Annotated in this window: 24 protein-coding genes and 1 pseudogene; 9 read left to right on the top strand and 16 right to left on the bottom strand. The window is 36.3% G+C overall.

Annotated features, from left to right (window positions below; all coding sequences use genetic code 11):
* Nucleotides 1–120: 120 nt before the first annotated feature.
* Nucleotides 121–297 (bottom strand): hypothetical protein, encoded by a 177-nt coding sequence (locus tag ACIP9C_RS02840; protein ID WP_401008422.1) that lies wholly within the window; start codon nt 295–297, stop codon nt 121–123.
* A gap of 159 nt (nt 298–456) precedes the next feature.
* On the opposite strand from ACIP9C_RS02840, the gene ACIP9C_RS02835 reads away from it, so the two are divergent.
* Nucleotides 457–807, top strand: a complete 351-nt coding sequence (locus tag ACIP9C_RS02835; RefSeq protein ID WP_401008421.1) for a helix-turn-helix domain-containing protein — start codon at nt 457–459, stop codon at nt 805–807.
* A gap of 99 nt (nt 808–906) precedes the next feature.
* Here the strand turns inward: ACIP9C_RS02835 and ACIP9C_RS02830 are convergent, their stop codons facing one another.
* Nucleotides 907–1,614 carry a phage tail family protein gene (locus ACIP9C_RS02830; RefSeq protein WP_401008419.1) on the bottom strand — a complete coding sequence of 236 codons (708 nt, stop codon included), beginning with the start codon at nt 1,612–1,614 and terminating at the stop codon, nt 907–909.
* Between the two features lie 132 nt (nt 1,615–1,746).
* On the opposite strand from ACIP9C_RS02830, the gene ACIP9C_RS02825 reads away from it, so the two are divergent.
* From ACIP9C_RS02825 to ACIP9C_RS02815, 3 genes are all read left to right on the top strand, one after another.
* Nucleotides 1,747–3,048: a M48 family metallopeptidase gene (locus ACIP9C_RS02825; RefSeq protein ID WP_401009169.1), complete on the top strand. Its 1,302-nt coding sequence runs from the start codon at nt 1,747–1,749 to the stop codon at nt 3,046–3,048.
* Between the two features lie 114 nt (nt 3,049–3,162).
* A complete protein-coding gene (locus ACIP9C_RS02820) occupies nt 3,163–3,978 on the top strand; it encodes a YitT family protein (protein WP_401008417.1) in 816 nt (271 codons plus the stop codon).
* A gap of 133 nt (nt 3,979–4,111) precedes the next feature.
* Entirely contained in the window at nt 4,112–4,489 is a 378-nt protein-coding gene (locus tag ACIP9C_RS02815; RefSeq protein WP_401008415.1) for an MmcQ/YjbR family DNA-binding protein, read from the top strand.
* Nucleotides 4,490–4,621: 132 nt separating this feature from the next.
* Here the strand turns inward: ACIP9C_RS02815 and ACIP9C_RS02810 are convergent, their stop codons facing one another.
* The 6 genes from ACIP9C_RS02810 to ACIP9C_RS02785 form a co-directional block, all read right to left on the bottom strand.
* Nucleotides 4,622–4,966 (bottom strand): GIY-YIG nuclease family protein, encoded by a 345-nt coding sequence (locus tag ACIP9C_RS02810; protein ID WP_401008413.1) that lies wholly within the window; start codon nt 4,964–4,966, stop codon nt 4,622–4,624.
* Nucleotides 4,967–4,982: 16 nt separating this feature from the next.
* The gene (locus tag ACIP9C_RS02805; protein WP_401008411.1) at nt 4,983–5,738 is read right to left on the bottom strand and encodes a DUF2087 domain-containing protein; all 756 of its coding nucleotides are present in this window, start codon (nt 5,736–5,738) and stop codon (nt 4,983–4,985) included.
* A 129-nt stretch (nt 5,739–5,867) separates the two neighbouring features.
* Entirely contained in the window at nt 5,868–6,743 is an 876-nt protein-coding gene (locus tag ACIP9C_RS02800) for an ABC transporter permease (RefSeq protein ID WP_401008409.1), read from the bottom strand.
* Complete coding sequence (locus tag ACIP9C_RS02795) at nt 6,743–7,663, bottom strand: ABC transporter ATP-binding protein (RefSeq protein ID WP_401008408.1); 921 nt, start codon at nt 7,661–7,663, stop codon at nt 6,743–6,745. Before ACIP9C_RS02795 ends, ACIP9C_RS02800 begins: the two co-directional genes overlap by 1 nt.
* 6 nt (nt 7,664–7,669) lie before the next feature.
* Nucleotides 7,670–8,074 (bottom strand): DUF3021 domain-containing protein, encoded by a 405-nt coding sequence (locus tag ACIP9C_RS02790; RefSeq protein WP_401008406.1) that lies wholly within the window; start codon nt 8,072–8,074, stop codon nt 7,670–7,672.
* Nucleotide 8,075: 1 nt separating this feature from the next.
* Nucleotides 8,076–8,525: a LytTR family DNA-binding domain-containing protein gene (locus ACIP9C_RS02785; protein WP_401008404.1), complete on the bottom strand. Its 450-nt coding sequence runs from the start codon at nt 8,523–8,525 to the stop codon at nt 8,076–8,078.
* A gap of 337 nt (nt 8,526–8,862) precedes the next feature.
* On the opposite strand from ACIP9C_RS02785, the gene ACIP9C_RS02780 reads away from it, so the two are divergent.
* Nucleotides 8,863–9,891 carry an AbrB family transcriptional regulator gene (locus ACIP9C_RS02780; protein ID WP_401008402.1) on the top strand — a complete coding sequence of 343 codons (1,029 nt, stop codon included), beginning with the start codon at nt 8,863–8,865 and terminating at the stop codon, nt 9,889–9,891.
* Between the two features lie 44 nt (nt 9,892–9,935).
* Here the strand turns inward: ACIP9C_RS02780 and ACIP9C_RS02775 are convergent, their stop codons facing one another.
* Nucleotides 9,936–11,630, bottom strand: a complete 1,695-nt coding sequence (locus tag ACIP9C_RS02775; RefSeq protein WP_401008400.1) for a methyl-accepting chemotaxis protein — start codon at nt 11,628–11,630, stop codon at nt 9,936–9,938.
* Between the two features lie 362 nt (nt 11,631–11,992).
* Between ACIP9C_RS02775 and ACIP9C_RS02770 the strand changes: the two genes are divergently transcribed.
* The 4 genes from ACIP9C_RS02770 (at nt 11,993) to ACIP9C_RS02755 (ending at nt 15,660) form a co-directional block, all read left to right on the top strand.
* Nucleotides 11,993–12,133 carry an RAxF-45 family protein gene (locus tag ACIP9C_RS02770; RefSeq protein ID WP_340825298.1) on the top strand — a complete coding sequence of 47 codons (141 nt, stop codon included), beginning with the start codon at nt 11,993–11,995 and terminating at the stop codon, nt 12,131–12,133.
* 103 nt (nt 12,134–12,236) lie between these two features.
* Nucleotides 12,237–14,036: a ribosomal protection-like ABC-F family protein gene (gene abc-f, locus ACIP9C_RS02765; protein WP_401008398.1), complete on the top strand. Its 1,800-nt coding sequence runs from the start codon at nt 12,237–12,239 to the stop codon at nt 14,034–14,036.
* Nucleotides 14,029–14,817, top strand: coding sequence for a GNAT family N-acetyltransferase (locus tag ACIP9C_RS02760; RefSeq protein ID WP_401008396.1), 789 nt, complete (start codon nt 14,029–14,031; stop codon nt 14,815–14,817). The genes abc-f and ACIP9C_RS02760 overlap by 8 nt, the downstream gene beginning before the upstream one ends.
* Before the next feature lie 108 nt (nt 14,818–14,925).
* Nucleotides 14,926–15,660 carry a hypothetical protein gene (locus ACIP9C_RS02755; protein ID WP_401008394.1) on the top strand — a complete coding sequence of 245 codons (735 nt, stop codon included), beginning with the start codon at nt 14,926–14,928 and terminating at the stop codon, nt 15,658–15,660.
* A gap of 98 nt (nt 15,661–15,758) precedes the next feature.
* Here the strand turns inward: ACIP9C_RS02755 and ACIP9C_RS02750 are convergent, their stop codons facing one another.
* The 7 genes and pseudogenes from ACIP9C_RS02750 to ACIP9C_RS02720 all read right to left on the bottom strand — a co-directional run bounded on the left by ACIP9C_RS02750 (nt 15,759) and on the right by ACIP9C_RS02720 (nt 22,347).
* A complete protein-coding gene (locus ACIP9C_RS02750; RefSeq protein WP_401008393.1) occupies nt 15,759–16,139 on the bottom strand; it encodes a hypothetical protein in 381 nt (126 codons plus the stop codon).
* 387 nt (nt 16,140–16,526) lie between these two features.
* Nucleotides 16,527–17,018: pseudogene (locus ACIP9C_RS02745) on the bottom strand (peptidoglycan recognition protein family protein); the annotation flags it as partial.
* The gene (locus ACIP9C_RS02740) at nt 17,002–17,298 is read right to left on the bottom strand and encodes a phage holin (RefSeq protein ID WP_340825291.1); all 297 of its coding nucleotides are present in this window, start codon (nt 17,296–17,298) and stop codon (nt 17,002–17,004) included. The gene ACIP9C_RS02740 and the pseudogene ACIP9C_RS02745, both read right to left, overlap by 17 nt.
* An 18-nt stretch (nt 17,299–17,316) precedes the next feature.
* Nucleotides 17,317–17,730, bottom strand: coding sequence for a hypothetical protein (locus ACIP9C_RS02735; protein WP_401008391.1), 414 nt, complete (start codon nt 17,728–17,730; stop codon nt 17,317–17,319).
* Nucleotides 17,731–17,808: 78 nt separating this feature from the next.
* Entirely contained in the window at nt 17,809–18,255 is a 447-nt protein-coding gene (locus ACIP9C_RS02730) for a hypothetical protein (protein ID WP_401008389.1), read from the bottom strand.
* A 26-nt stretch (nt 18,256–18,281) separates the two neighbouring features.
* On the bottom strand, nt 18,282–20,204 hold the full coding sequence (locus tag ACIP9C_RS02725; protein ID WP_401008387.1) for a DNRLRE domain-containing protein: 1,923 nt from the start codon (nt 20,202–20,204) through the stop codon (nt 18,282–18,284).
* Nucleotides 20,205–20,235: 31 nt separating this feature from the next.
* Entirely contained in the window at nt 20,236–22,347 is a 2,112-nt protein-coding gene (locus ACIP9C_RS02720; protein ID WP_401008385.1) for a discoidin domain-containing protein, read from the bottom strand.
* Between the last annotated feature and the right edge of the window lie 8 nt (nt 22,348–22,355).

Genomic DNA, 22,355 nt, shown 5'->3' with positions numbered 1-22,355 from the left:
TTCAATACATATTATTAATGCATGATATAGAATGATGTCAGATTGCTGAATATTTTGGTTCCCTTTGTAATGTGGAGATATAGCAGCATAACTTATGAAAAATTATAAAACTAGTAAGCGTTATAGTTTTTCAGATTGCTGGAACTGCCCTTTTTTAATCATGCAATTTTTCGTAAAAACCATCCCGCGCAAAATATCGAGAACCTTTTCTTGGCACTCCAATGGAAGTTCATTGGCTGTATCAATAATTTCGTTCAAAGTTTTTTCAGATGAAACGGCTTTGCTTTGTTTTGACAAGACAATCATCTCCTTATAGCGTGCTTTATGAATGAATTTTATCACGCATATTTTGCGCTGTCAATGAATTATGTGTTGTGTTATATGCGTTGTCAATGATGAAATGCTTTGATAATGAATTTTACTTCGGTTATAATACAATACAGAGGTGATATTTTAATGGACTCTTTAGGTGAAAGATTAATATACGCTCGTAAAAACAAAGGGTATACGCAGGATGCACTTGCTGAAACAATAGGCGTTTCAAGGGGTGTAATTTTTAATCTCGAAAAAAATAAAACTGAACCACAGATGATTGTGATTAATGCTATCAGTCAATGTTTAAAAATTAATAAGAACTGGCTTTTGACAGGTGAAGGTGAAATGAGCGATACAGATGAGGCTGTTCAAAGTGCTAAAGTACTTTCGGACATATATAGTATTGCAAAAGAATTATCGGAGGAAGAACAATTATATATTCTTGAAGTGGTTAAAACATACAAAAAACACACAGAGCAGAGAAACAAGTAAGCAAACATCATTATATGAAATAGTTCATGGGCTTTCCTTAGGAGCCCTTTTTTGTGTTTACCCGTGGAACAGAGGGAAATATCTGTGGAATAAGGAGATTTACCCGCGGAGCAGAGAGATAATTCCGCGAAGCAGGGAGAGGATTCCGCGAAGCAGGGAGAGAATTCCGCGAAGCAGAGAGAGGATTCCGCGAAGCAGAGAGAGAATTCCGCGGAGCAGAGAGAGAATGCCGCGGAGCAGAGAGAGAATTCCGCGGAGCAGGGAGAGAATTCCGCGGAGCAGGGAGAGGATTCCGCGAAGCAGAGAGAGAATTCCGCGGAGCAGAGAGAGAATTCCGCGGAGCAAGGAGAGAATTCCGCGAAGCAGGGAGAGAATTCCGCGAAGCAGGGAGAGAATTCCGCGGAGCAAGGAGAGAATTCCGCGAAGCAGGGAGAGAATTCCGCGAAGCAGGGAGAGAATTCCGCGGAGCAAAGAGAGAATTCCGCGAAGCAGAGAGAGAATTCCGCGAAGCAGAGAGAGAATTCCGCGGAGCAAGGAGAGAATTCCGCGGAGCAAAGAGAGAATTCCACGAAGCAGGGAGAGAATTCCGCGAAGCAGGGAGAGAATTCCGCGGAGCAGAGAGAGAATTCCGCGAAGCAGAGAGAGAATTCCGCGGAGCAAGGAGAGAATTCCGCGAAGCAGGGAGAGAATTCCGCGGAGCAGAGAGATAATTCCGCGAAGCAGGGAGAGGATTCCGCGAAGCAGGGAGAGAATTCCGCGGAGCAGAGAGAGAATTCCGCGGAGCAGAGAGAGAATGCCGCGGAGCAAGGAATGACTATGAAGAATAATGGACAATTTCTTATTAGGTAAAATAAAAACACGTAAAGTTTGTTCTAACTTTTACAAATTAGCTTACACTTACTATAGGACGAACTTTGTGTGGAGTAAGGGGGAAATAACATAGCGAAAAAAATGGGAATTGTTGCGCTACTATTATTTGGTGCTTATATTCTTTGCATGTACTGGTATATATTTCATAGTGGTGGTGGCACAATACCGCGGGCGTTTCAAGGAACCGCTGCGGACCCAGTCATGTTTATGTCTGAAAAAGAATTAAACTTAAGTGGTGAATATTCAAAAATACGAAATTTCCTATTCTTTGTAGTAACACCGTTTGAATGGCTCGCTTATATGGTCATTTTGTTAATGGGTGTATCTCGTTATTTTGAAAAAGTTGCGACTTCCCAAACAAAATGGAAACTGCTACAAAATGCTGCCTATTTATTTTTGTTATCATTTTTGCTTTATGTAGTTCTTTTCCCAATTGAATACTATCGCTACCATTTAAGTAAAAGCTACGGAATAAGTACACAAGCATTTACCTCATGGATGCGAGATGGGGTTATTGATTTTTGGGTCAATTTTGGAATGACCTTTATTGTCGTATCAGTTATATATTGGTTAATTAAAAAGAGCGCGAAGAGATGGTGGCTATATGCATGGCTATTAACGATTCCCTTTACGATTTTTGTCATGTTTCTTCAGCCCGTTGTCATTGATCCGTTATACAATGATTTTTATCCGTTAAAAAACAAAGAGCTAGAAACAAAAATTTTAGCAATAGCTGATCAAGCTAATATACCGGCAGAGCATGTCTATGAAGTTAATATGGCACAAAAGACAAATGCCTTAAATGCTTATGTTACTGGTATCGGTAGTAATTCAAGAATTGTGCTATGGGATACGACATTAAATCGCTTAACTGATAATGAAATTTTATTTATCATGGCACATGAGATGGGACATTATGTTGAGAAGCATATTTATTTTGGCATTGCGGGTTATTTATTATTGACCTTAATAGGGCTTTGGATAACAGCGAAAAGTATGAAGTGGGCGATTGCTCGGTACGGACATGCATTGAAAATTAAAAAAATGAGTGATATCAATTCTTTGCCACTTTTTTTACTCATTACATCTTTATTATTATTTGCTTCGAGTCCATTATCTAACTTTGTATCACGATATCAGGAAACGAGAGCGGATAATTATGCCATATCACTTATGGGCGATCGTACGGCAGCTGTAACGGCATTCCAAAAGCTTACGATATCAGGATTAAGTGAAGTCAATCCACCGCTTCTTGTTAAATGGTTCCGCTATACACATCCGACAATGCTTGATCGAATTATGAAAGTGGCGGAAATGGAAGAACCGAAAAATGAAAAGCCGCTAAAGGAAGAGCAGAAAAAAAGTAAATAGACATGCTTGAAAGTCACAATATTACACGAAGGTCTAGGTTTTTCGGGGGAATAAGTTGGGTATTCTAAGGAGAAGATTATCAAAATTGTTCGATGTAGAATGGTAGGGGATTTCATGCGCAATATTATTATTATCACGCTTGCTTCAATATTAATGGCCTTTGCATATAATTTTTTATTAATACCGCATGAGATTTTGAGTGGTGGATTAAGCGGGATTGCCATAATGCTTGGTATTGTTACACCTCTGAATACAGGTGTATTGAATCTTTTATTAAATTTACCGTTGCTAATTTTAGGTGTAATGAAGCTAGGGAAACGCTTTATTGCGTATACAATACTGTCAGTTACGGTAATGTCCCTATCATTGTTAATCATTCCGATTTATAAGGCAACAGAGGAACCGATATTGGCATCATTATTTGGTGGGGTAATTGTTGGCCTGAGTGTAGGTCTAATTTTCCGTGCATCTGGTTCCTCAGGTGGCTTTGATATTATTGCTATGCTTTTAAGTCGCAAAAGAGATTTTCCCCTTGGTGCACTTATTTCAGCAATGAATGGGATAGTAGTGGCGATTTCAGGTTTTGTTTTTAGTTGGGATGCGGCATTGCTCACGCTCGTTTCAATTTACGCCACAGGGAAGGTTGTCGATACAATCCATACGAGTAATATTAAGCTAACGCTTATGATTATTACGAGCAATGGTGAGGATGTGAAACAACAACTTTTAACTAGACTCCATCGGGGCATTACGATGATGGATGCTAAAGGCGGATATTCAGGTGAGGGACGAAAAGTGCTAATTACCGTTATTACACGCTACCAGCTGGCGGAAGTGAAAAGTTTAATAAAAGAAGTAGATGCGAAAGCGTTTGTAAATATTTTGCAAACGACCGAAGTAATCGGGGTGTTTGATCGTGGTTCTAAATAATATAAACATGCAATGTAGATTACCTTAAATGTAGGTACTTTTGAAAAAATTGTATTTTAAAAGCACGCGTTATTGATTATAATCATAATCGAACGTGTGTTTTTGTTTTTTAGGATAGGAGGATGGGGTAACGATGCAAAAAGATTCGATACATGCATTTTGTTTAAAGCTACGCGGCACGACATATGATTACAAAGAAGAATGGCAGGCAGACCGCTATCATATCGGGGGGAAAATGTTTGCGATGATGGGCGGAGATGCTACAAGAAAGCCTATTATCACTTTAAAATGTGAACCTAGTCGAGCAGAAGAATTAAGAGAAACCTACGAAGGAATCGTTCCAGGGTACTATATGAACAAAACTCATTGGAATTCGATTTATATGGATGCGAATATTCCAGAAGACATACTTGAAAATTTAATCCAGCATTCCTATGATCTCGTGTTCGCAAAGTTAACAAAAAAAACACAATTAAGTGCCAGTCACTCAAACAATTCTGAATATTTATAGGTTGCGGGAACGCACGTAATGTAAGACGCAACAGACCACGTGATAGTGAGAGTTGCGGCTTACGTCGTGCCCTAAGTGCCAGTCACCAAAACAATTCTGAATTCCGAAGTGTCCGTCACTTAAACAATTTAATTAACAATTATAGCCTAGCTCACCATAGGGCTGAAGCTTTTCAAGCCACTTTTCTTCAAGCTTTTCGAGTTCCTTTTTTGCATCAAAATAGCCTTCTTCTTTTTCCTTCAAATACTCCACTACCTCAAGCTGAAAAGCATCTTTGCCAAATGTATTGTAGTCCGACTGTAAAGCTTTATTCGTATAAGTATTTGTTTTTAACATAAACTGAAATCCGTTTAACCGTTTCAAGTTATTGAAGCTTCCAACAAACACTTTACCATTTTGTTTGTTTGTCATTGTAAAAACTCCTGCTTCAATTTTCATTTCTTTATAAAGTTCTTTTAATTCTTTTTTGTGGTCCATTGTTAACCCTACTTTCTTATTTTTTTACCCAATAAGCGCTGCCATCATCTTTACGATCCATAAAACCGTATTGAATTAAATAGCGACGAATTTGTACATAGTCCTCATAGATTGGTTGGATTATTGCATTAAGCTCTTTTTCTGTATACTCTTTAGTCTCATCAAAAAGCTTTGTAATAGCACGTAACACAACGATTTTATGCTTTTCTCGTTTTGGAAAGCGGACAAGCTCCTGACCGATGCCATTAGGGAAATATTTCTCAAGCAACTGTTGTTCTTCAGTAAGGGTGATATTATAGCGATCGTCAACCATCGTAGCCGTTTTGTGGATTGGTACAAAAGAATCTTCCTTCTGATCTTGTTGTTTTAATAGTTCCATCATGGCAAGGAATGTTTTAGCTTGACGCTCTTTTTCCTTTAACGCAAAACGATGATGTCGTATAGTTGTTGCGCTCCCAATTTCTAGTTCTTCTTTAATTTCCTGATCGGTTTTACCCTCATAAAAAAGGCGCAAAATATGACTTTGATGTTCTGTTAAACCTGTCATTTTTTTATTTAAACCATTTAAGTAATGAAAAACTGATTGGTGTGTAGCCGTAATATGGTGTTGCATAAATTTTTCAGCCTCATATAGTACATTTTCATGTGGATAAATAATACCTTTTTCAATTTTCTCCCCACAAAGAAGGCAAGTGTAGTGTGTGGCTTCATTTGTATAGCCATGCGTAATGTCCTCGATAGAAGCCTGCCAAAATAATTGATTTACATCCATTGTGAAACCTCCTGAAAAACAAACGATTATTTATTTTGTTTGTTTATTTATATTTAAAATAACAAAATGTTTGTTAAAAAGCAATAAAAATACACATCGCGTTTGAAAGCGATGTGTCCATATTGACTATTAGTGATTTTTCTTTTTAAATATCAAGACTGATAAAATAGCAAGCACGATGATAGTTACTAGAATAACAATATAGCTTGTTAAGGTGCTAAGAGAGTGACCATTCAGCTCATAAACAATACCATAATTCAGCTTATAGCTTTCTACCTGTGCAACAGGAACACCGTCAAAAACCTTTGTTATTGAGCTTTCCATAAAAGCATTGCGCAATAGTAATGTAGTGTGACTGATTGGAAAATACATAATAAGCTGTTGGGCAAAGTTTGGTAGAACGCCAACTGGGACGTAGACACCACATAAAAATCCTAGTACTGTGCCAACGATTGTACTCAGTGTTGAAAAGGCATTTTGTGTGCTAATAAATAGTACGAGAAACACATTAAATACGCTTGCGAGTAACACAGATAATAACAATATACCAATCACCTTAATTAGAGCACCAAAGCTAAGTAGATGACCGCCAGTGGCCACTAAGAAAATTTCACAGCCTACTAGGGCAATGAGTGAGAAGATGCATCCGATAATAAAGGCATTCATGACATAGCTCATCTGAATTGTTGCACGGGAAATAGGGGCAGTTAGGAAATCTGCTGTCGCCTTCGATTCAATATCACGAACGGCAATAGCAAATGCTGCTAGAGTTGTTGTAACAGCTATCATTGATAATAAGCCTGCCACTAGCCATTCATTGACCATCGCAATCAATTCTGGTGTAGCCTCTGTCATTTGCTCGATTGCATCGACTTGCATTTTTTGAAGAAACACCGCGTAAAGAACGATGACAATTATAACGGAAAGGAGGGAGAAAAAGACTTGGGTTTTATCTCTCCTAAAAACCTTGTTATTACGTTGAATTAAGCTAAACATTGCTTCCATTACGTAGCATCTCCTTGTGCCATAATATGAAGAAAGACATCGTCCATCGTTCCTTTAATAACTTCAAACGACGCTAAAAAAGGTTCTGCACTTTTTAAAAGTGTAAGTGCATGCATAGTAGAGTCCACTCGAACTGAGAAAACGCCTTGCTTTTCGGTGAAATGTAATGTGGTGTCTTGCAGCCATTCTAACCCTGAAGATCGATTATGAAATACAAGTGCCATTTGGTCATAAGTATATTTTGTTTTTAAGGAATCAGGTGTTCCTTCAGCGACAATGCGACCGTGTTTTAACACAATGACCTGATCTGCAACTGCAGCTTCTTCCATATAGTGCGTTGTTAAAAATACCGTCATATTTGTTTCTTCCTGGAGTTGTTTGATCGTTTGCCAAACGAATTTGCGTGTTTGTGGATCAAGTCCAGTTGTTGGTTCATCTAAAAATAATATTTGTGGTCGATGAATGAGTGCACGTGCTATATCTGCGCGTCTTTTTTGACCACCAGACAATGTCCCATATTTTTGCTGTTCAATATCATCTAAATGTAAATACGTAGAGACAAATTGATAGTTTTCAGCAAGCTGTGTTCTCGATAAACCATATGTTTTACCACGGTGTACAATATTTTCACGAACCGTTAATCGTTCATCGAGTAGACTTTGCTGGAACACAACGCCGATTGATTTGCGAATTTCTGCATTATGGGACCTCTCATCGAGCGTATAACCGTTAATCGTTACAGTACCACTTGATTTTTGTAATAATGTGCATAATATTTCAATGGTTGTCGACTTTCCAGCACCATTAGCACCTAAAAAGGCGAAAAGAGAACCTTGTTCCACCTTAAAGGAAATTCCTTTTACCGCTAATTGTTCGCCATATTGCTTTTGTAAATGCTCGACTTGAATCGCAAACGTCATATTTGTCTATTCCTTTCTTTTTTTGATTTCATTATTGATTTCCTCAATATCGTTCTTTTGCAGTACATATAAAATGCACCATACAATAAAATAAATAATGATTTCCGCAATGAGCACATACAAAACTCCTGAATGCTCGAACCAACGGCCAATATAGCCCGCTACCATGACGAACAATGTCACTGCAATAAAATGTAGAATAAGCTGAGTGGAAAATAATAAACGTTCTATGTCAAAAATGCTGGATAGAGGACCTATTGCAGCTCCGAGTATGGCTGCAATGATTATTTGCTCGAGTAATTCCGGTCCTGTAGCCATTCCATGATTAGAAATGAGACTTAAGGTCACTAAAGTGTAAGATGAGCTAAGTGAGATGAGTAGACCAATTATCATCATGCGTAATACTCTCATATTATGAATCCCTCCCAATACCTAATTGGCGTTTCAATTCTTTTAAATACTTCCGGCTGACATGAATAGACACATCATTATCTAGCAATAATTCCGTTGCGCCAATTTTTCCCATCTGAATAGAAGTAATTTTATTAATGTTGACGAGGGTGGATTTACTGACTCGTGCAAAATCTTTCGCTAATTGCGCTTCGAGTTCATATAATTTGCGTTTGGATTCAAATTCTTGCTCCTCTGTCTGTAAAAAGACTTTAGCGCCTTCAGCATAAATTGAATAAATATCAGTAATTTTTATTAGATGAATTTCTTGCTGCAAATAGCCATCGAGCATGGTCGTTTGGGCTGCTTGCAACTGTTTCATCAATTTTTCGATGTGCTCGTTGTACTCCTTTGCATGTATATGAATCTCAGTTTCTTCTAGCGCGCTATTAATCATTAAATGAATTTTCATTGGAGGCCTCCTTTGGTAATTGCGTATTACCTCATCTCCTATAAAAGGAAAGGCATTTATTTACTGAATCAGGTTAACATTAATGTAGCATAGATATTTTTAGATTAGATAAATTGTTTGATAAGTGGTAAAAATTAATGATTAACAGGTAGGTTTTATTCAATAACTGCTGTTGAAGTCCAATGCGTGTAGACGCAGGATTGTTAATATCTGAAAATTCTTAATTGTTTCGGTGACAGGCACTTTGAATGGGCACTTTCTCTAAGAAGTGTGAAGGAGTAGCAAATTGGCTAGGTTGTGGTCATAATAGAACTATCATTCTCGAGGGGTGCTAGCAATGTATACATTTTATAAGCAGATGTTTTTAACACTATGTATTGGGTTGTTAGGAGCGCTGTTATTTCAATTTTTACATATTCCGATGCCGTGGTTACTAGGTGCAATAGCAGCTGTACTTTGTGTACAGTTATTTACAAAAGTACAATTGCAATGGCATAAATATTTTCGAAATATTGGTTTAGTCGTAGCAGGATATTCCATTGGCTTTGCCTTTACTAAAGAAGCTGTACAGGATATTCAACAGTTTTTAGGTAGTATTATTGTACTTAACTTGATATTTATCCTGTTATTTTTTGCTATTAGTTTGATAGTAGCAAAACGTACTGAATTAGATTTTCCGACTGCTTTAACATGTTGCGTCCCTGGAGGAATGACACAAATTGTTGCCTTTGCTGAGGAACAAGGGAATATGAATATGGCTGTGATTACGTTTTATCAGGTGTTGCGAGTATTGCTAATTGTTGGCTTTGTACCATTAATGGTGACAGGCATTGGTGAAAATATCGTCACTGTTGATGGAAGTCTTTCATTGCGATTATTCATTTTACTACTTATTTGTGGAATGGCAGGGTGGCTTGCCCAAAAGGTGAGAATTCCAACGGGCTACATGCTAGGTCCAGTATTTTTATTAATGGGCTTGAATATAACAGGGTTTGAAGTGCCCAAAATGCCACTATCATTTCTTCATATTGCACAGCTTTTAATTGGCATTTATATCGGCCTGCTACTAAAAAAAGAGGATTTGCATTTATCAAAGAAGCATATATTTTACGCATTTATCTCAGCCGGTCTATTTATCGGCTCTGCATATGGGTTAACATTTGTTATGAAGTATTTGTACAGGCTCGATTTTCGCACAGGATTTTTGAGTATCGTACCAGGAGGACTAGATCAAATGGGGATTATAGCAGCATCTGTTCATGCAAATGTGACCATCGTGACTGCGTTCCAGCTATTCCGTGTATTGATTGTGTCCATATTCCTTGTACCGTTAGTGAAAGTATTTGTGAAAAAAGCGAAAACGTAAAAAGATTGCTCAAACGGATTGACCGATGAACAATCTTGTATTCCTTAATATTTAAACTGATGAATTAAATTTTGCAGCGTTTCTGCATTTTTTGTAAGTGTTGTTGCTGCATTGTTAATGTCCTCCATTGAGTAGAGGTTTGTCTCAGCAATCTGTGAAACGACTTTCGACTGCTCTCGTGCATCGACAGCTATTTCTGCCATAATTTGAGTGGATGCATTGGCTTGTTCAATACGAGCATATAACTCTTCGGCAATCCCTGAAACTTCTTGAATTTTGTTTGTGACAACAGCTACTTTTGTTGTAATGTTTTCAAAAGCAAGATTTGTTGTACGAACAATGTCTACACTTGAAGCGGCCTCCTTTTCACTTTGTTCCATATGAGCACTCGCTTCTTGTGCTAGCTGTTGCATCGTGTGAATGGTCTCGGTAATTTGCGCAGCAGATGTTTTAGATTGCTCCGCTAATTTACGAACTTCCTCTGCAACGACTGCAAAGCCTTTACCATGTTCTCCTGCACGTGCTGCTTCAATGGATGCATTTAAAGCAAGTAAGTTTGTTTGGTCAGCTATTGCATGAATGACCTCGACAATATTTCCAATTGTATTAGCATGTGCATCAAGTGCAACGATTGACTTGGCACTTTCTAAAACTGCCTCTGTCATAGCCTGCATCTGTGCTTGCATGGCCTGTGCTGTTTTCTCACCATGTTTCGCCGTATCAAAAGCTTCTGTAGCATGTGAGGATACTTCCATATTTGTTTCCGTTACATGTTGAATACCACCAGCAATATCATGCATGGCTTCGGCGTTTTCATTGGCACTTTGTTTTTGCGTACTTGCGCCACTTGCTAATTCTTGCATATTAGCTGTTAATTGTTCAGTTGTTCTTGTTGTGGAGCCTGCAGTTGCTGATAGTTCAGCGGATGAAGCAGCGACTTGAATGGCTGTTTCATCTACTTGATGCATCATTTTACGTAGTGTTTCAAGCATGGCATTGAACGACTTTGCAAGATCTCCAATTTCATCTTTTGTGTTGACAACGAGTTGTTGTGTTAAATCTCCTTCTCCAGCAGAAATTGTTTCGAGCTGGGTATTTAAACGTTTTAAAGGTTTTACAATATTACGCACAAGTAATGTACCAGCAATTACAGCAATTATTGCACATATGAAGGCTACTACCCCCATTTTGAGCATCATTTTTTGTGCTACCGCATTAATTTCAGAGGAGGGAACACCAGCGAAAATCATACCAATTGTTTCTCCATTGGCATTTTTTATCGGTCCATATTGTGTAAAGTAAGGTTTGCCAACTACATCAGCTGTTCCACTGTACATGTTTCCTTGAGTTATAACGGCTTCTGTTACTTTCGGATCGGCAGTTGTGCCAATCGCACGTTGTCCATCTACCATAACATTTGTATTGACACGTGTATCATTAGCGAAGATTGTAATAGCTGCTTCTGATAACTCTCCTAATCTATCGATTAATGCAGTTTCATCCGCTATTTTTGCGTCTCCTTTGTAAAGTTCACCATTTTCCAAATGCCATTCACCTGGTAATGTTTGCTCCAAATTATAGACACTTAGTTCATAGATTTGGCTAAGGCGTGTATTATTTTCTGATTCAAGGGTCGTTTTCATTTCACTAATATTTACAAGTCCAACAGCAATTAAAACAAATAAAATAATCGTCACAATTAACAAGCTCATTTTCATTTGCATACTAAAGTTTTTCATAAATCCCTCCACATTTTAATCCACATAAATAAACAGCAAGTAATTGCAAAATTCACTGCTGTTTTGCATACATTTAAGGAAAACATTTCTATTTTTACTAGTATATAATTACTTATGCTTTTTGTATATTTCTAAATTAAATATAATTAGTGAATATTGAGATGCATTTTTTGAGAATATTGTACTAAAAGAGTTGATGTTAAAGCCCTTTTTTGCATTCAAATGTCCTATTTGAATAAATCGCCAGCAATCCTTTCGAAGTTTCGCCTTAGCCCTTCGATTAATTCATGTTAAATACTCATTCCCAATTTCTTTGTAATATGGTATGATATCACTAATTATAAGAACGGAGGTGAAAAGGAATGAATCAAAACGCTACGAGAACAAGTGTAAAAGTGGATACCGCTATGTATTTTGCACGTGTTCTAACTTTCGATTTTGCTAACAACGGGATAGGTCTGTCTATTTTTAAGCAAAATCAAATACTACACGTAGCGGATTAGCCATTCTTTTTCACAAATAAAAAAGGAAAAGACTGCTTGTTAATCGAGCGGTCTTTTTTGTTGTCTAAAGATGTTTTTTCGCACGTTTTATGGAGGAAAAACAATGCAAATTAAGGCTGAACAAATTCAAAAGGTAATAGGTGGAAATATATTATTTGAAGGGCTTCAACTGGAAGTCAATAAAGGGGAACATGTAGCTATTGTAGGCGTAAATGGCAGTGGTAAAACGACTTTACTACAATTACTAGCAGGTATAGATGTACCTGATAGTGGTCGTATTATCAAAAGTAAAGGAACAACAATTGGCTATCTGCATCAAATTCCTAGCTACCCTTTACTTACAGTAAAAGAAGTACTGGAGCAAGCATTTGCTGAAATCTATGCGCTAAAAGCCAAAATGACTACGATGGAACAGGAAATGCAAGTGAACGTTTCAGACAAAGTATTACAACAATATGGTCATGCCCAGGAGCATTTTATGTTGCAAGGGGGCTATGAAATTGATGCTCAACTAGCGACCATTGCAAATGGTCTTGGTATTACACCGTTACTCCCATTGCCATTTGCAAGTATAAGTGGCGGTGAAAAAACAAAGGTCATGCTTGGTCAAATTCTGCTAAGTAACCCGTCTATTTTATTATTAGATGAACCAACAAATCATTTAGATATGCAAGCAATCGAATGGCTCGAAAACTATACTCGTAATTTTTCTGGCATTGTCATTGCCGTATCGCACGATCGTCAATTTATGAATCAAATGGCACAAAAAATCATCGAAATTGAGGATGGAGAGGCGTTTACGTACAAGGGGAATTATGACGATTTTATTGCGCAAAAAGAAGCAAAAGTTGAACAGCAGTTTGCTGAATATGAAGAACAACAAAAGAAAATTAAAAAAATGCAAGAAGCAATTAAACGCCTAAGACAGTGGGCAAATGAAGCCAATCCACCGAATGCTGCATTATATCGCCGTGCTAAAAGTATGGAAAAGGCATTAAACCGGATAGCGCGTGTCAAAAAGCCAATCACGAAAAAGAAAATGAATTTAGCTTTAATGATGGCCGAACGAAGTGGCAAGGAAGTCGTACAAATGAAATCGGTAAGTCATGCTTTTGATAAGCCATTATTGCAGAATAGTCATTTATCAATCTATTTCGGAGAACGTTTGGCGATTGTGGGCAACAATGGTAGTGGGAAATCTACGTTATTAAAAATGATGTTAGGAGAAATTGTACCGAATCAAGGGACGTGTAAAGTAGGTAATAGTGTATCAATTGGCTATTTGTCTCAACAATTTGAACATGAAAATCCGACCATTCGTTTAATTGATGCCTTTCGAGAGAGTGTATCTGTATCAGAGGCAGAAGCGCGTCATATGCTTGCGCAATTTTTATTTTATGGATATGACGTATTCAAGAAAGTGAAGGACTTAAGTGGTGGTGAAAAGATGCGTCTGCGTCTAGCACAGCTGATGCACGAAGAAGTTAATTTACTCATTTTAGATGAGCCGACTAACCATTTAGATATTGAGGCGAGAGAAGTATTAGAAGACACGCTTGAATCCTTTGAAGGGACAATCATCGGTGTATCACATGACCGTTACTTCTTACAAAAGATCTTTACAAAAATTGCGTGGATTGACTATCAAACAATTCATGTATATGAAGGCGATTATGAATGGGCGAGGACAAAGCACTTACCCATAGAACAAGTACCGACAGTAGAAAAAATCACAAAGACAATTGGACAAAGTAATAAAGAACTCCCAATTGATGAACAAATTGAAAAGCTAGAGTTTAAATTAACTGAACCAACACTTGTTAAGGAACAGCGTCAAAAACTAGAGCAACAACTAGAAATGCTATATGAAAGATGGCTAGAAGGGGGATCGGACTATGCATAAGCTAGAGCACGTCATGCAACTAGACCTTGACTATATCAATAGTTTTAGTGAGATGGAACGTTGTGCGCAAGGTGTATTCTTTTACAATAAGGACATGCCAACGTACTTTGACGCTAATCACGCGCATATTTGGAAAAAGATTGAGCAAGAGGAGAGGTTTTTAACGGACTTAAAACATTTTTATACATCAAAAGGGCTTATACCAAGAATGTACCTATACAATTTAGAGGAAAATCATCATTGTATCGAGGCATTACAAGCACATGGCTTTCAATATGAGTATTTTACAGATGAGGTACAATGCTGGAATGGCGTAACTGTTCAATTACCGGTTAATCCAGCAATTCAAATTGAACGTGTAACGAATGCTAATGTACAGGAAGCACTAGCGGTTGAAATGAGCATTTCCACGTTTGGGGAACCTGATATAATAAAAGAGGCGTTCGATAAAACATATCGCTCACAGCATTTTACGTATTATTTATTAAGGTTGAACGGGGTAGCTTGCTGCACGGCAAATATATTTGTTTCTGGTAAACATGGTAGAATAGAAAGTGTAGCAACTTTAGAAAACTATCGCGGAAAAGGTTTAATTGGTTATTTGTTACAACATATTCAAAAAGAATCTGTTAACAGGTTAAAGTATTTGTGGATTTTGCCTATTAATGAGCAAGTCGCTAAGGTCTATACAAAAGCAAACTTCCAGTCATTAGGTAAAATCACATCTATCCATGCTTTTACAGAAGGAAAAAGTATTCAAGAAATAAGGTCAGCAAAATAAGCATTTGTTAAAAAACTTTTGAATCTTAAAAGTATATTACTTGAAAAAAAGTGGTATTCGATTTATTGTCTTTAGAGATACTTGTTTAATGGACTTGGAGGATATGAAATGCACGGAATTTATATACGCTACAATGTCTCAGAAAAAAACCAAGAAGCAACATGGCCACGAAAAGTGGATGCATTTGCATATGTTCAACGAGGTAAACCACAACAAGGGAATGACAACATGCTTTCGCTGGAGGAGCTAAGAAGTCATGCAATTCGTTATATTAAAAGTTTAAAAGAAAATGCGAGTTTACATTTAGTGGAACAACATAATGGTGAAATTGAGCATTTTGGTCGACGATATATGGAATCATTAAAGGTAAAAGAAAATATCGATTCACAGCTTATTAATCTTGAAGAAATTCGCTTACTATTGCAATTAATGAATGTATTGAATTTATCGCATAGTTTTGGAGAAAATGCTGGGAAGATACTACGTCAAATTACGCCATATGCTAAAGATGTAGAGAATTCAACGTTCCAAACTACGCGTGTAGAGCGTCATTTTTACTCAGAGATAATTGAACAAATCGAAATGGTATACGCACGCATTTTGCGCCAACATAATCCGTCCACGACAGAAATGCAGCAATCGGAAAAATTATGGACTGCTGTTTGTGAGCAAGCAATTGACAAGGTCGAAGCACGTATTGAACGCCTATCTTCTATTAAATTAAAGCATGAAAAAAATTTATTAGAGTATAGTCAGTTGAAGCAACAAAATATCGAGGCGAAGGAACGCTTAGATCACGCAGTTCAGGAACTAGATGCAATATTAAATGTATTAGAATCCTAATTGAATACCTTGTTTACTGTGATATTATAAGTATACACAAGCATAATGAGAAAAGCATGTCACCAATTGGTTTTTAGATCCAATTGGTGAACATGCTTTTATTTTACGTTATTTTTTTCTGCTTCTTCACATTTCCATTGACGATAGACACGTAGTAAATCAAAGCCAAGTACTATCACAATAAGGTAGAAAATAGGGCTGTTATAAGATAAACCGATTTCTGATTCGCCGCCTAATAATGTGAGCACAATCCAAAGGCCAATTGTATAGAGCGTTAATCCAGCATACGCCTTTTTGGATATTTTTTTATATGTACCTTTTGAAGTCACCATTTGTATACATACAAGAACGATTAATATGACAAGGATAATTTTCTTCGACAATAGCTCTGCTAGCGTCGTGGCAGGGAAAAAATCATTGACAAATAGTAAAGTGAAAAATAAGAAAATACAAACATTTAAAACGGTGGATAGCTTCATGCAATATCTCCTTCGATGCCTTTATTCTTTTCTATTGTAACATGGTTTGAGTTTGCACAGTGGTTTATTCATGGTTCAGCTATGGAAGTGAGAAAAACTCTAATTATTCTATTTCGAGCAGTTAAAGGAAATAAAATAGAACTATTTTTTATTATTTAATCTATAAAGAACTGTTGAAAATTGCTCTCTAGTAAGTGGCTTTTGTGGGTTTTGCCCATTTAATAAACCTTGTTCTTGAGACCATGTCCATCCTGTTTCATGCGATTTGTCAACAGGTCGTTCCACTAGCCCTAACATTGTATTAATGAATGCTAATTGTTGAAATATTGTTTGACAGTCAGCTTTTAATTCTTCATATTGTGACACGGTGAAGCCTCCTTTATTGCTAGTCAATTTATCAAGTTCTTTTTGAACTCTATTTAAGAATGATGCCCATCTTCCTTCATCAAGAATTCGATGAGGACAATATTTACCACTCCAATCTTGATGCTTTCTTACTCTGTCAATTTTCCAACCACGTTCTTGTAAAAGCTGTGCTATGAATTGAATAGCTAATTTTTCAGCATTTGTATAACGTTCACCACCTGATTTAGAATAACAAATTTCAATACCAATTGATTGCATGTTTCCATGACCTTTACCATCTCCACAATGCCACCCATTCCGGTTTAAAGGCAATCCCTGAATTACCTCCTGATCGTCTACCGCAAAATGGTAGGATACCTGATGGTTATTACTAATCATATAATTGATTTCGTTTGCTGCTGATGCATCATTCGCTGTATTATGTATCGTTAAATATTGAGCATCCATAGTATATGGACATTTAAGATTATATTTTGAGGGTGTTACTAAAAGTTGTTTAATATTTATTGTCATTAAAATCATCTCTTTTCGGCTTTACATATGCCAATGCTCTTTGAGAGTCACTGAGATTGGCCGTTGTAGGATCTAAAACGGCGTTATAGATACTAACGCCCATTAAAGCAAGTACGTAGGGATTAGAAAGCGCGTTAACCATTAATGTCCATACACTTCCCCAAGTAGTCAAATCAGCTCCAGTGATGCCATAATAGGCGAATAAAGGAGTAATAATTGATAATCCGAATGTAATCCAAAATTGAGGGTTACAAATACGGACTTTCCAATTGATTTTCATGGTATACCATTCCTTTCTTTATAAACCTAGCCACTTAATAATTTCTGCACCTATAATTGTAAGTGGGATAAGTATCCACCAATGTAGATATTGTTTGATTGTGTCACTAATTGAAAGGTTATCCTTTGCAGATTCATATTTTAAGTCTTCTTCAATGCTATCTACTCGTTTACCAATACCTTTTACATCATCTTGCAGCTCTACTTGTGACATATTTAGTTTAGTTAGATTAATGTTGATGTTATTGAAGGTTTTATCCATTCGATTTAATTGAATTTGTTGGTATTTATTCATTTCTTGTTGTTGTTCTGAAACGACTGTTAAACGCTGTAATAATTCATGATTACCTTCTAATTTTGAAATTCGTTTTTCATGATTCTTCATTTCTACTTCTACAGAAGCCAATCGTTCCCCATGTTTTTCGCTTTGCACATTCATCACCAACTTTAAAAAATTATAAAAGGATAGAGTGGATTGTATGTCCACAACTATCCTAAAAGAATGCTTCAATTAATTTTCAAGTAATTGTATGTCCTCGAAAATTTCACAAAACCTATTATATAAAGTTGCTTTTTTACCAGTGAACTCTAAATCTAAATTCAACAGTATTTCTTGTAAAACCTGTAGCATTTCAATTTTATCTGCAGTTTCGTCAATAATAAAATCTTCCTGAAGTAACGTTAAAATTTGGCTTTGCACTTCTTTTTCAGCATCTGGACTAAAAATAGGAACTTCAATTTCTTTTTCATCTACAAATTCCTTGGTATATAAAATTTCCTCATTTTCGTCTTTTTCGGCATAATCAGCAACTAATTGCTGTCTTTCTTGATTTACAAGATTTAGCTGATCTTCTAATAGTTTGAGAAAGCGCGTGCGCATTCGTGACTCTTTCCCTTTTAAAATGAGGTTAAATAGAAAAGCATATAATTCACTAATTTCGTAATTTTTAATAATCATAGTTCTTTCTCCTTTTTCTCCATTGTTTACATAATAAATGCATAGCCTGAAACGCCGCCATTTACCCTAATGACAGTATAAATATTGTATACAGTTAATATTCTCGGTTTAATTGTCGTTAAAATATCTGATTCATCCCAAGTTGGAATTGTAATTTGAGTAGGGATATATGGCTTTGATACAGATATTTTTGTGTCAGTTTGACTAACAGCTTTAATATCAATATCTGTAGGTAATTGGCTGACTTTGCGAGCTATAATCTCAGTATTAATATCATTTACGTAAGAGACAAAAATATCTGCATTTGAATCAAAATCTTTTTGTACTCTAATAGCAATACAAGCTTCAACTTCAGGCTTAGATACAACAATCTCAGTTGTAAGATCACTAATAATATTGGGTTCAATTTCAACCCAAATATCGTCTCGATGTTTTACTACGATTTCCGCTTCAATCTTTGGTTTTGAAACAGCAATTTTTGTATATAAATTATGATCTTCAAGAGCTCGTGAAGAAATTTTTGTAGGAATTGTATCTTTACTTAGAAGAATTTCTGTATGTACATTACTCGAAAAAATAGTATTAATATCAATTTCAGTTATAATATCGCTATCCCTATGTGTAGGAATAGTGATTTCAGCTTCTATAAAAGGTTTATTAATAACTAATTCTGTTTCATGCTCGTCATCTTTTATTCGGGAGGCTATTATTTCGATAGGGATGCTTGGCTTATTAATAGTTATATCCGACCAAATGGTACGATCTTTTGATACTTTAACGCTAACCTCAGTCAAAATATTACTTTCATCTGGAATTGCTACCACTAGCTCAGCAGGAATGTATGGTTTATTAACTTTGATTTCTACGAAAATATCTTCATCGAGAGGGACTTCAACGCGATGAACGTAAAGATATGTTGGGTACTCAGAATTATCAAATGTTGAACCAACGGTGATTTCTGTGTCTTTATCCGAGGGCAGGGATTTATAAATAAAGATTTCAGTAATGTGCTGACTTCTGCCAAAACTAAATATTGTAGAGTCAAAATACTCTACTACTAGTTCAGGAGGTAACTGTGATTCTCTTGTAAGGAAGGTCACATATCCATCGGTAATTTCATTCGAGACACGAATGATAAAACCATTATTCACTTGATGAAGCGCAACCCAGCTTTTTACGATATCGAAAACATTGAATTCTAAGTAGCCTGCTTGTTCATTAATAGTGAATTCTTTTGTAATTAACTGAATAGGCGTAGGGCGATTTAAGTGCGTAATACTATATTCAGACCATTTACTACCAGCGTTTAAAAGTTCAAGCGTAATTCCTTTTGGAATACTACCACTGTAGTACATCCTTACATATGCACTTGTTAAAACATACGATGGATTGATTGAAGTCACATCAAATTGTATAAATGATCGCCAAATGTCATCACGACTTTGACCTGCCAACATAGATTTATACTCACCATAGTTAATGGTTTGATATTCTGTTTTTTCACGTGTAAAAGCGTCTTGAGTTGGAGTGAAACTATCTGTAATAATTGGTGGTTGTTGAACTTCATAGATGGCAGACATTCTATTATGTGGTGGAACTTCAATTTCAGCTAAAAGGTTGTTATATCCAATTGGTTGAATCTCAGTTAGCACTTCAGCATTACCCCGGTACATAATATTGATGTGTATTTCTTTCGAAGTTTCATTATAGGCACGAGGGATAATTTCCGTATCAATATCTGCATTTTTTTCAGGTCTTGAAATAATTTCTGTATGAATATCAGCGTTGTCAACCGCAATTAAACTATACTTTGCCTTAAAACTATTGCTAAGGTTAGGAGCAGGTTCAGTTCCTAGCAAATGATCATGCAAGCTTCCGTTAACGATTTCATCGGTTTTTGGATGTAGTGGAAGATCCTTAACTATTTCATTATTATTGTCCTCATTCATATTTTCACTTCCTTATCACATTGTATTGTGATTAGGCTTTATCTGCTCTCACGATAATGTCAAACGATCCATTTGCGTCAGGCGTTGAACCTAATTTTGTTTTTAACCGAATAAAGAAGGGCATTTCAGCATTATTTGCAAGCACACCACTCAGCTTTAAATCTGGATGAGGTATAAAAGGTGACTGACTTTGACTGAATTCAACTGTCATTTCGGTTGGGAAATTAGCTGTATTTGCAAACAAGTGCACATTTTTAACATCATAGCCGTATTGATTTTTTAGGATTACCTCGTGCTCGATTGTCGTTTGGCCTGCTATAATGACACCAAAATCAAGATACTTTAATACGTCTCCTATTTCATTAGAAAAGTATTCACCGTAGACATCTTTAAACATAAGTCCAGAGTATGTACCCATAAAGTTTGTTGACCAATAATCTGTAGTACCAAAGTAGTCTTTAAACTCAACTTTTAAAGTATTCCAATCATCAATTTTAATGTCCTTACTTCGGATTACTAATTCAATGTTTTGAGGAGATTCACCTAGCTTTGTAAAGCTACCATCAGAAGGGTAGAAGTTGCGGTTGTTCAGCAATACCCGATATTGTACCCGTGTTAAATCATCATCACTTAACACACCTTTAAGAACATTTCCATTGAAAGCAATATCTATTTTTGCTGTTGTATTTAAAATATATAAACTTGTGTCCTGAATTGCTGCTGTATGGCGAGGAAGGTAATCTTCATATGAAACATTTTCAACAACAGAAACGATCGTATCACGAGGATTGTCTTTTAAGAAAATCCCAATGTTTAAGTGCTGCTCATTCCATGTCCGCCATTCTGTGTCAGTAATGTTATTTAAGTCTGTATGTTTCATGCCATTTGCGATAATAGCTTCTTCACTAGAAGCATCTGCAATAATAAACTTTTTGAGTATACTATCCCATACATACCACTTTGTGGTATCTGTACCTGAAATAAAATAACGAGCTTCATCCCGATAGGATTGAGAGATATCATTAACTATAACATCATCCAAAGCACCATAAATCCGCTTCGGGTTGACCAGCTTAATGAACTGAGGTTTAGGTATAGCTTGCATTTCAAGCACTCTCTGTGCAGTCTCAGGTGCTTCATCAGTCCACGTCACAACTTCGAAATCGCCTTCTAATTCATCGAGAGGGGAGTAGTTTGCTTCTAAAATTAAGTCAGCATTTGTGACCTCTGTATCGTCTGTGTAGTAAAGCACCTCGACACTATCACCGAATTCATCGTAAATGTCGAAAGGTTCGGTAGTTGTGGATACGATAACATCTTTTTTATCCTCTGTGTAAATTACTACCTCAGGTAAATCACCGATATATTCATAAACACTGTAAAGGTCTACTTCTGTTTCGATTGTTGCAATATCAGTTTCAGAAATCACTTTAATTATAGGGTTATTAACTAAATAGTCATAAACTGAGAACCCATCTGCTACCACTACAGTAGATTCATTGAATATACCACTTGCTACATCATATGTAACATACAGGTGATTCTTATATTGAGTAGTTAAATCAATTTCTTTATTCTTGTCTACTCCATATTTCATAAGTGTTGAAGCAGAACTATTCGGTAGATGAATTAAGGTTTTTGTTGACGTATCAAAACTAAAAAAATCAGAGTTAGACTGAATGGTAAATTTAGCAAGCATGTCATAGAATCCGAATTGTAGTTTATTTATTGATGAATATGAAGAACCATGATTATTTACTACAGTTAGTTTAAAATATCTTCCAATTGTTTTTGGCACATTAAATTCTCGTATTTCATAGGGTGTCCATGAAGTTTCTATACTTTCATATATTTTAGTCCAAGTAATATTATCAAGTGAATAATCAAGCCTTAGTGTTTTGGGGTTTTCTGTAAGTGCAGAATGACCTTTTATTCTAAATTTATCTACAATTTTTAACTCACCAAAATCTATTTTTAACCAAGCGTTATTTTGGCTATAGTTGTCTGTTCCCCAGTAGCTATTGTTTTCGATACTTCTAAATGCATTGAAAGCACTGGAAAACTCACTACTAGCACTCGCAACCAATGGGGAAGGAGAGGTGTTAGAAGACATATTAGTTTCATACCACACAAGCTCTGACAAATTAATCA

The organism is Lysinibacillus sp. NPDC093210 (assembly GCF_044753985.1).
Lineage (GTDB): Bacteria > Bacillota > Bacilli > Bacillales_A > Planococcaceae > Lysinibacillus.
This window is presented reverse-complemented; position numbering and strand designations above follow the sequence as displayed.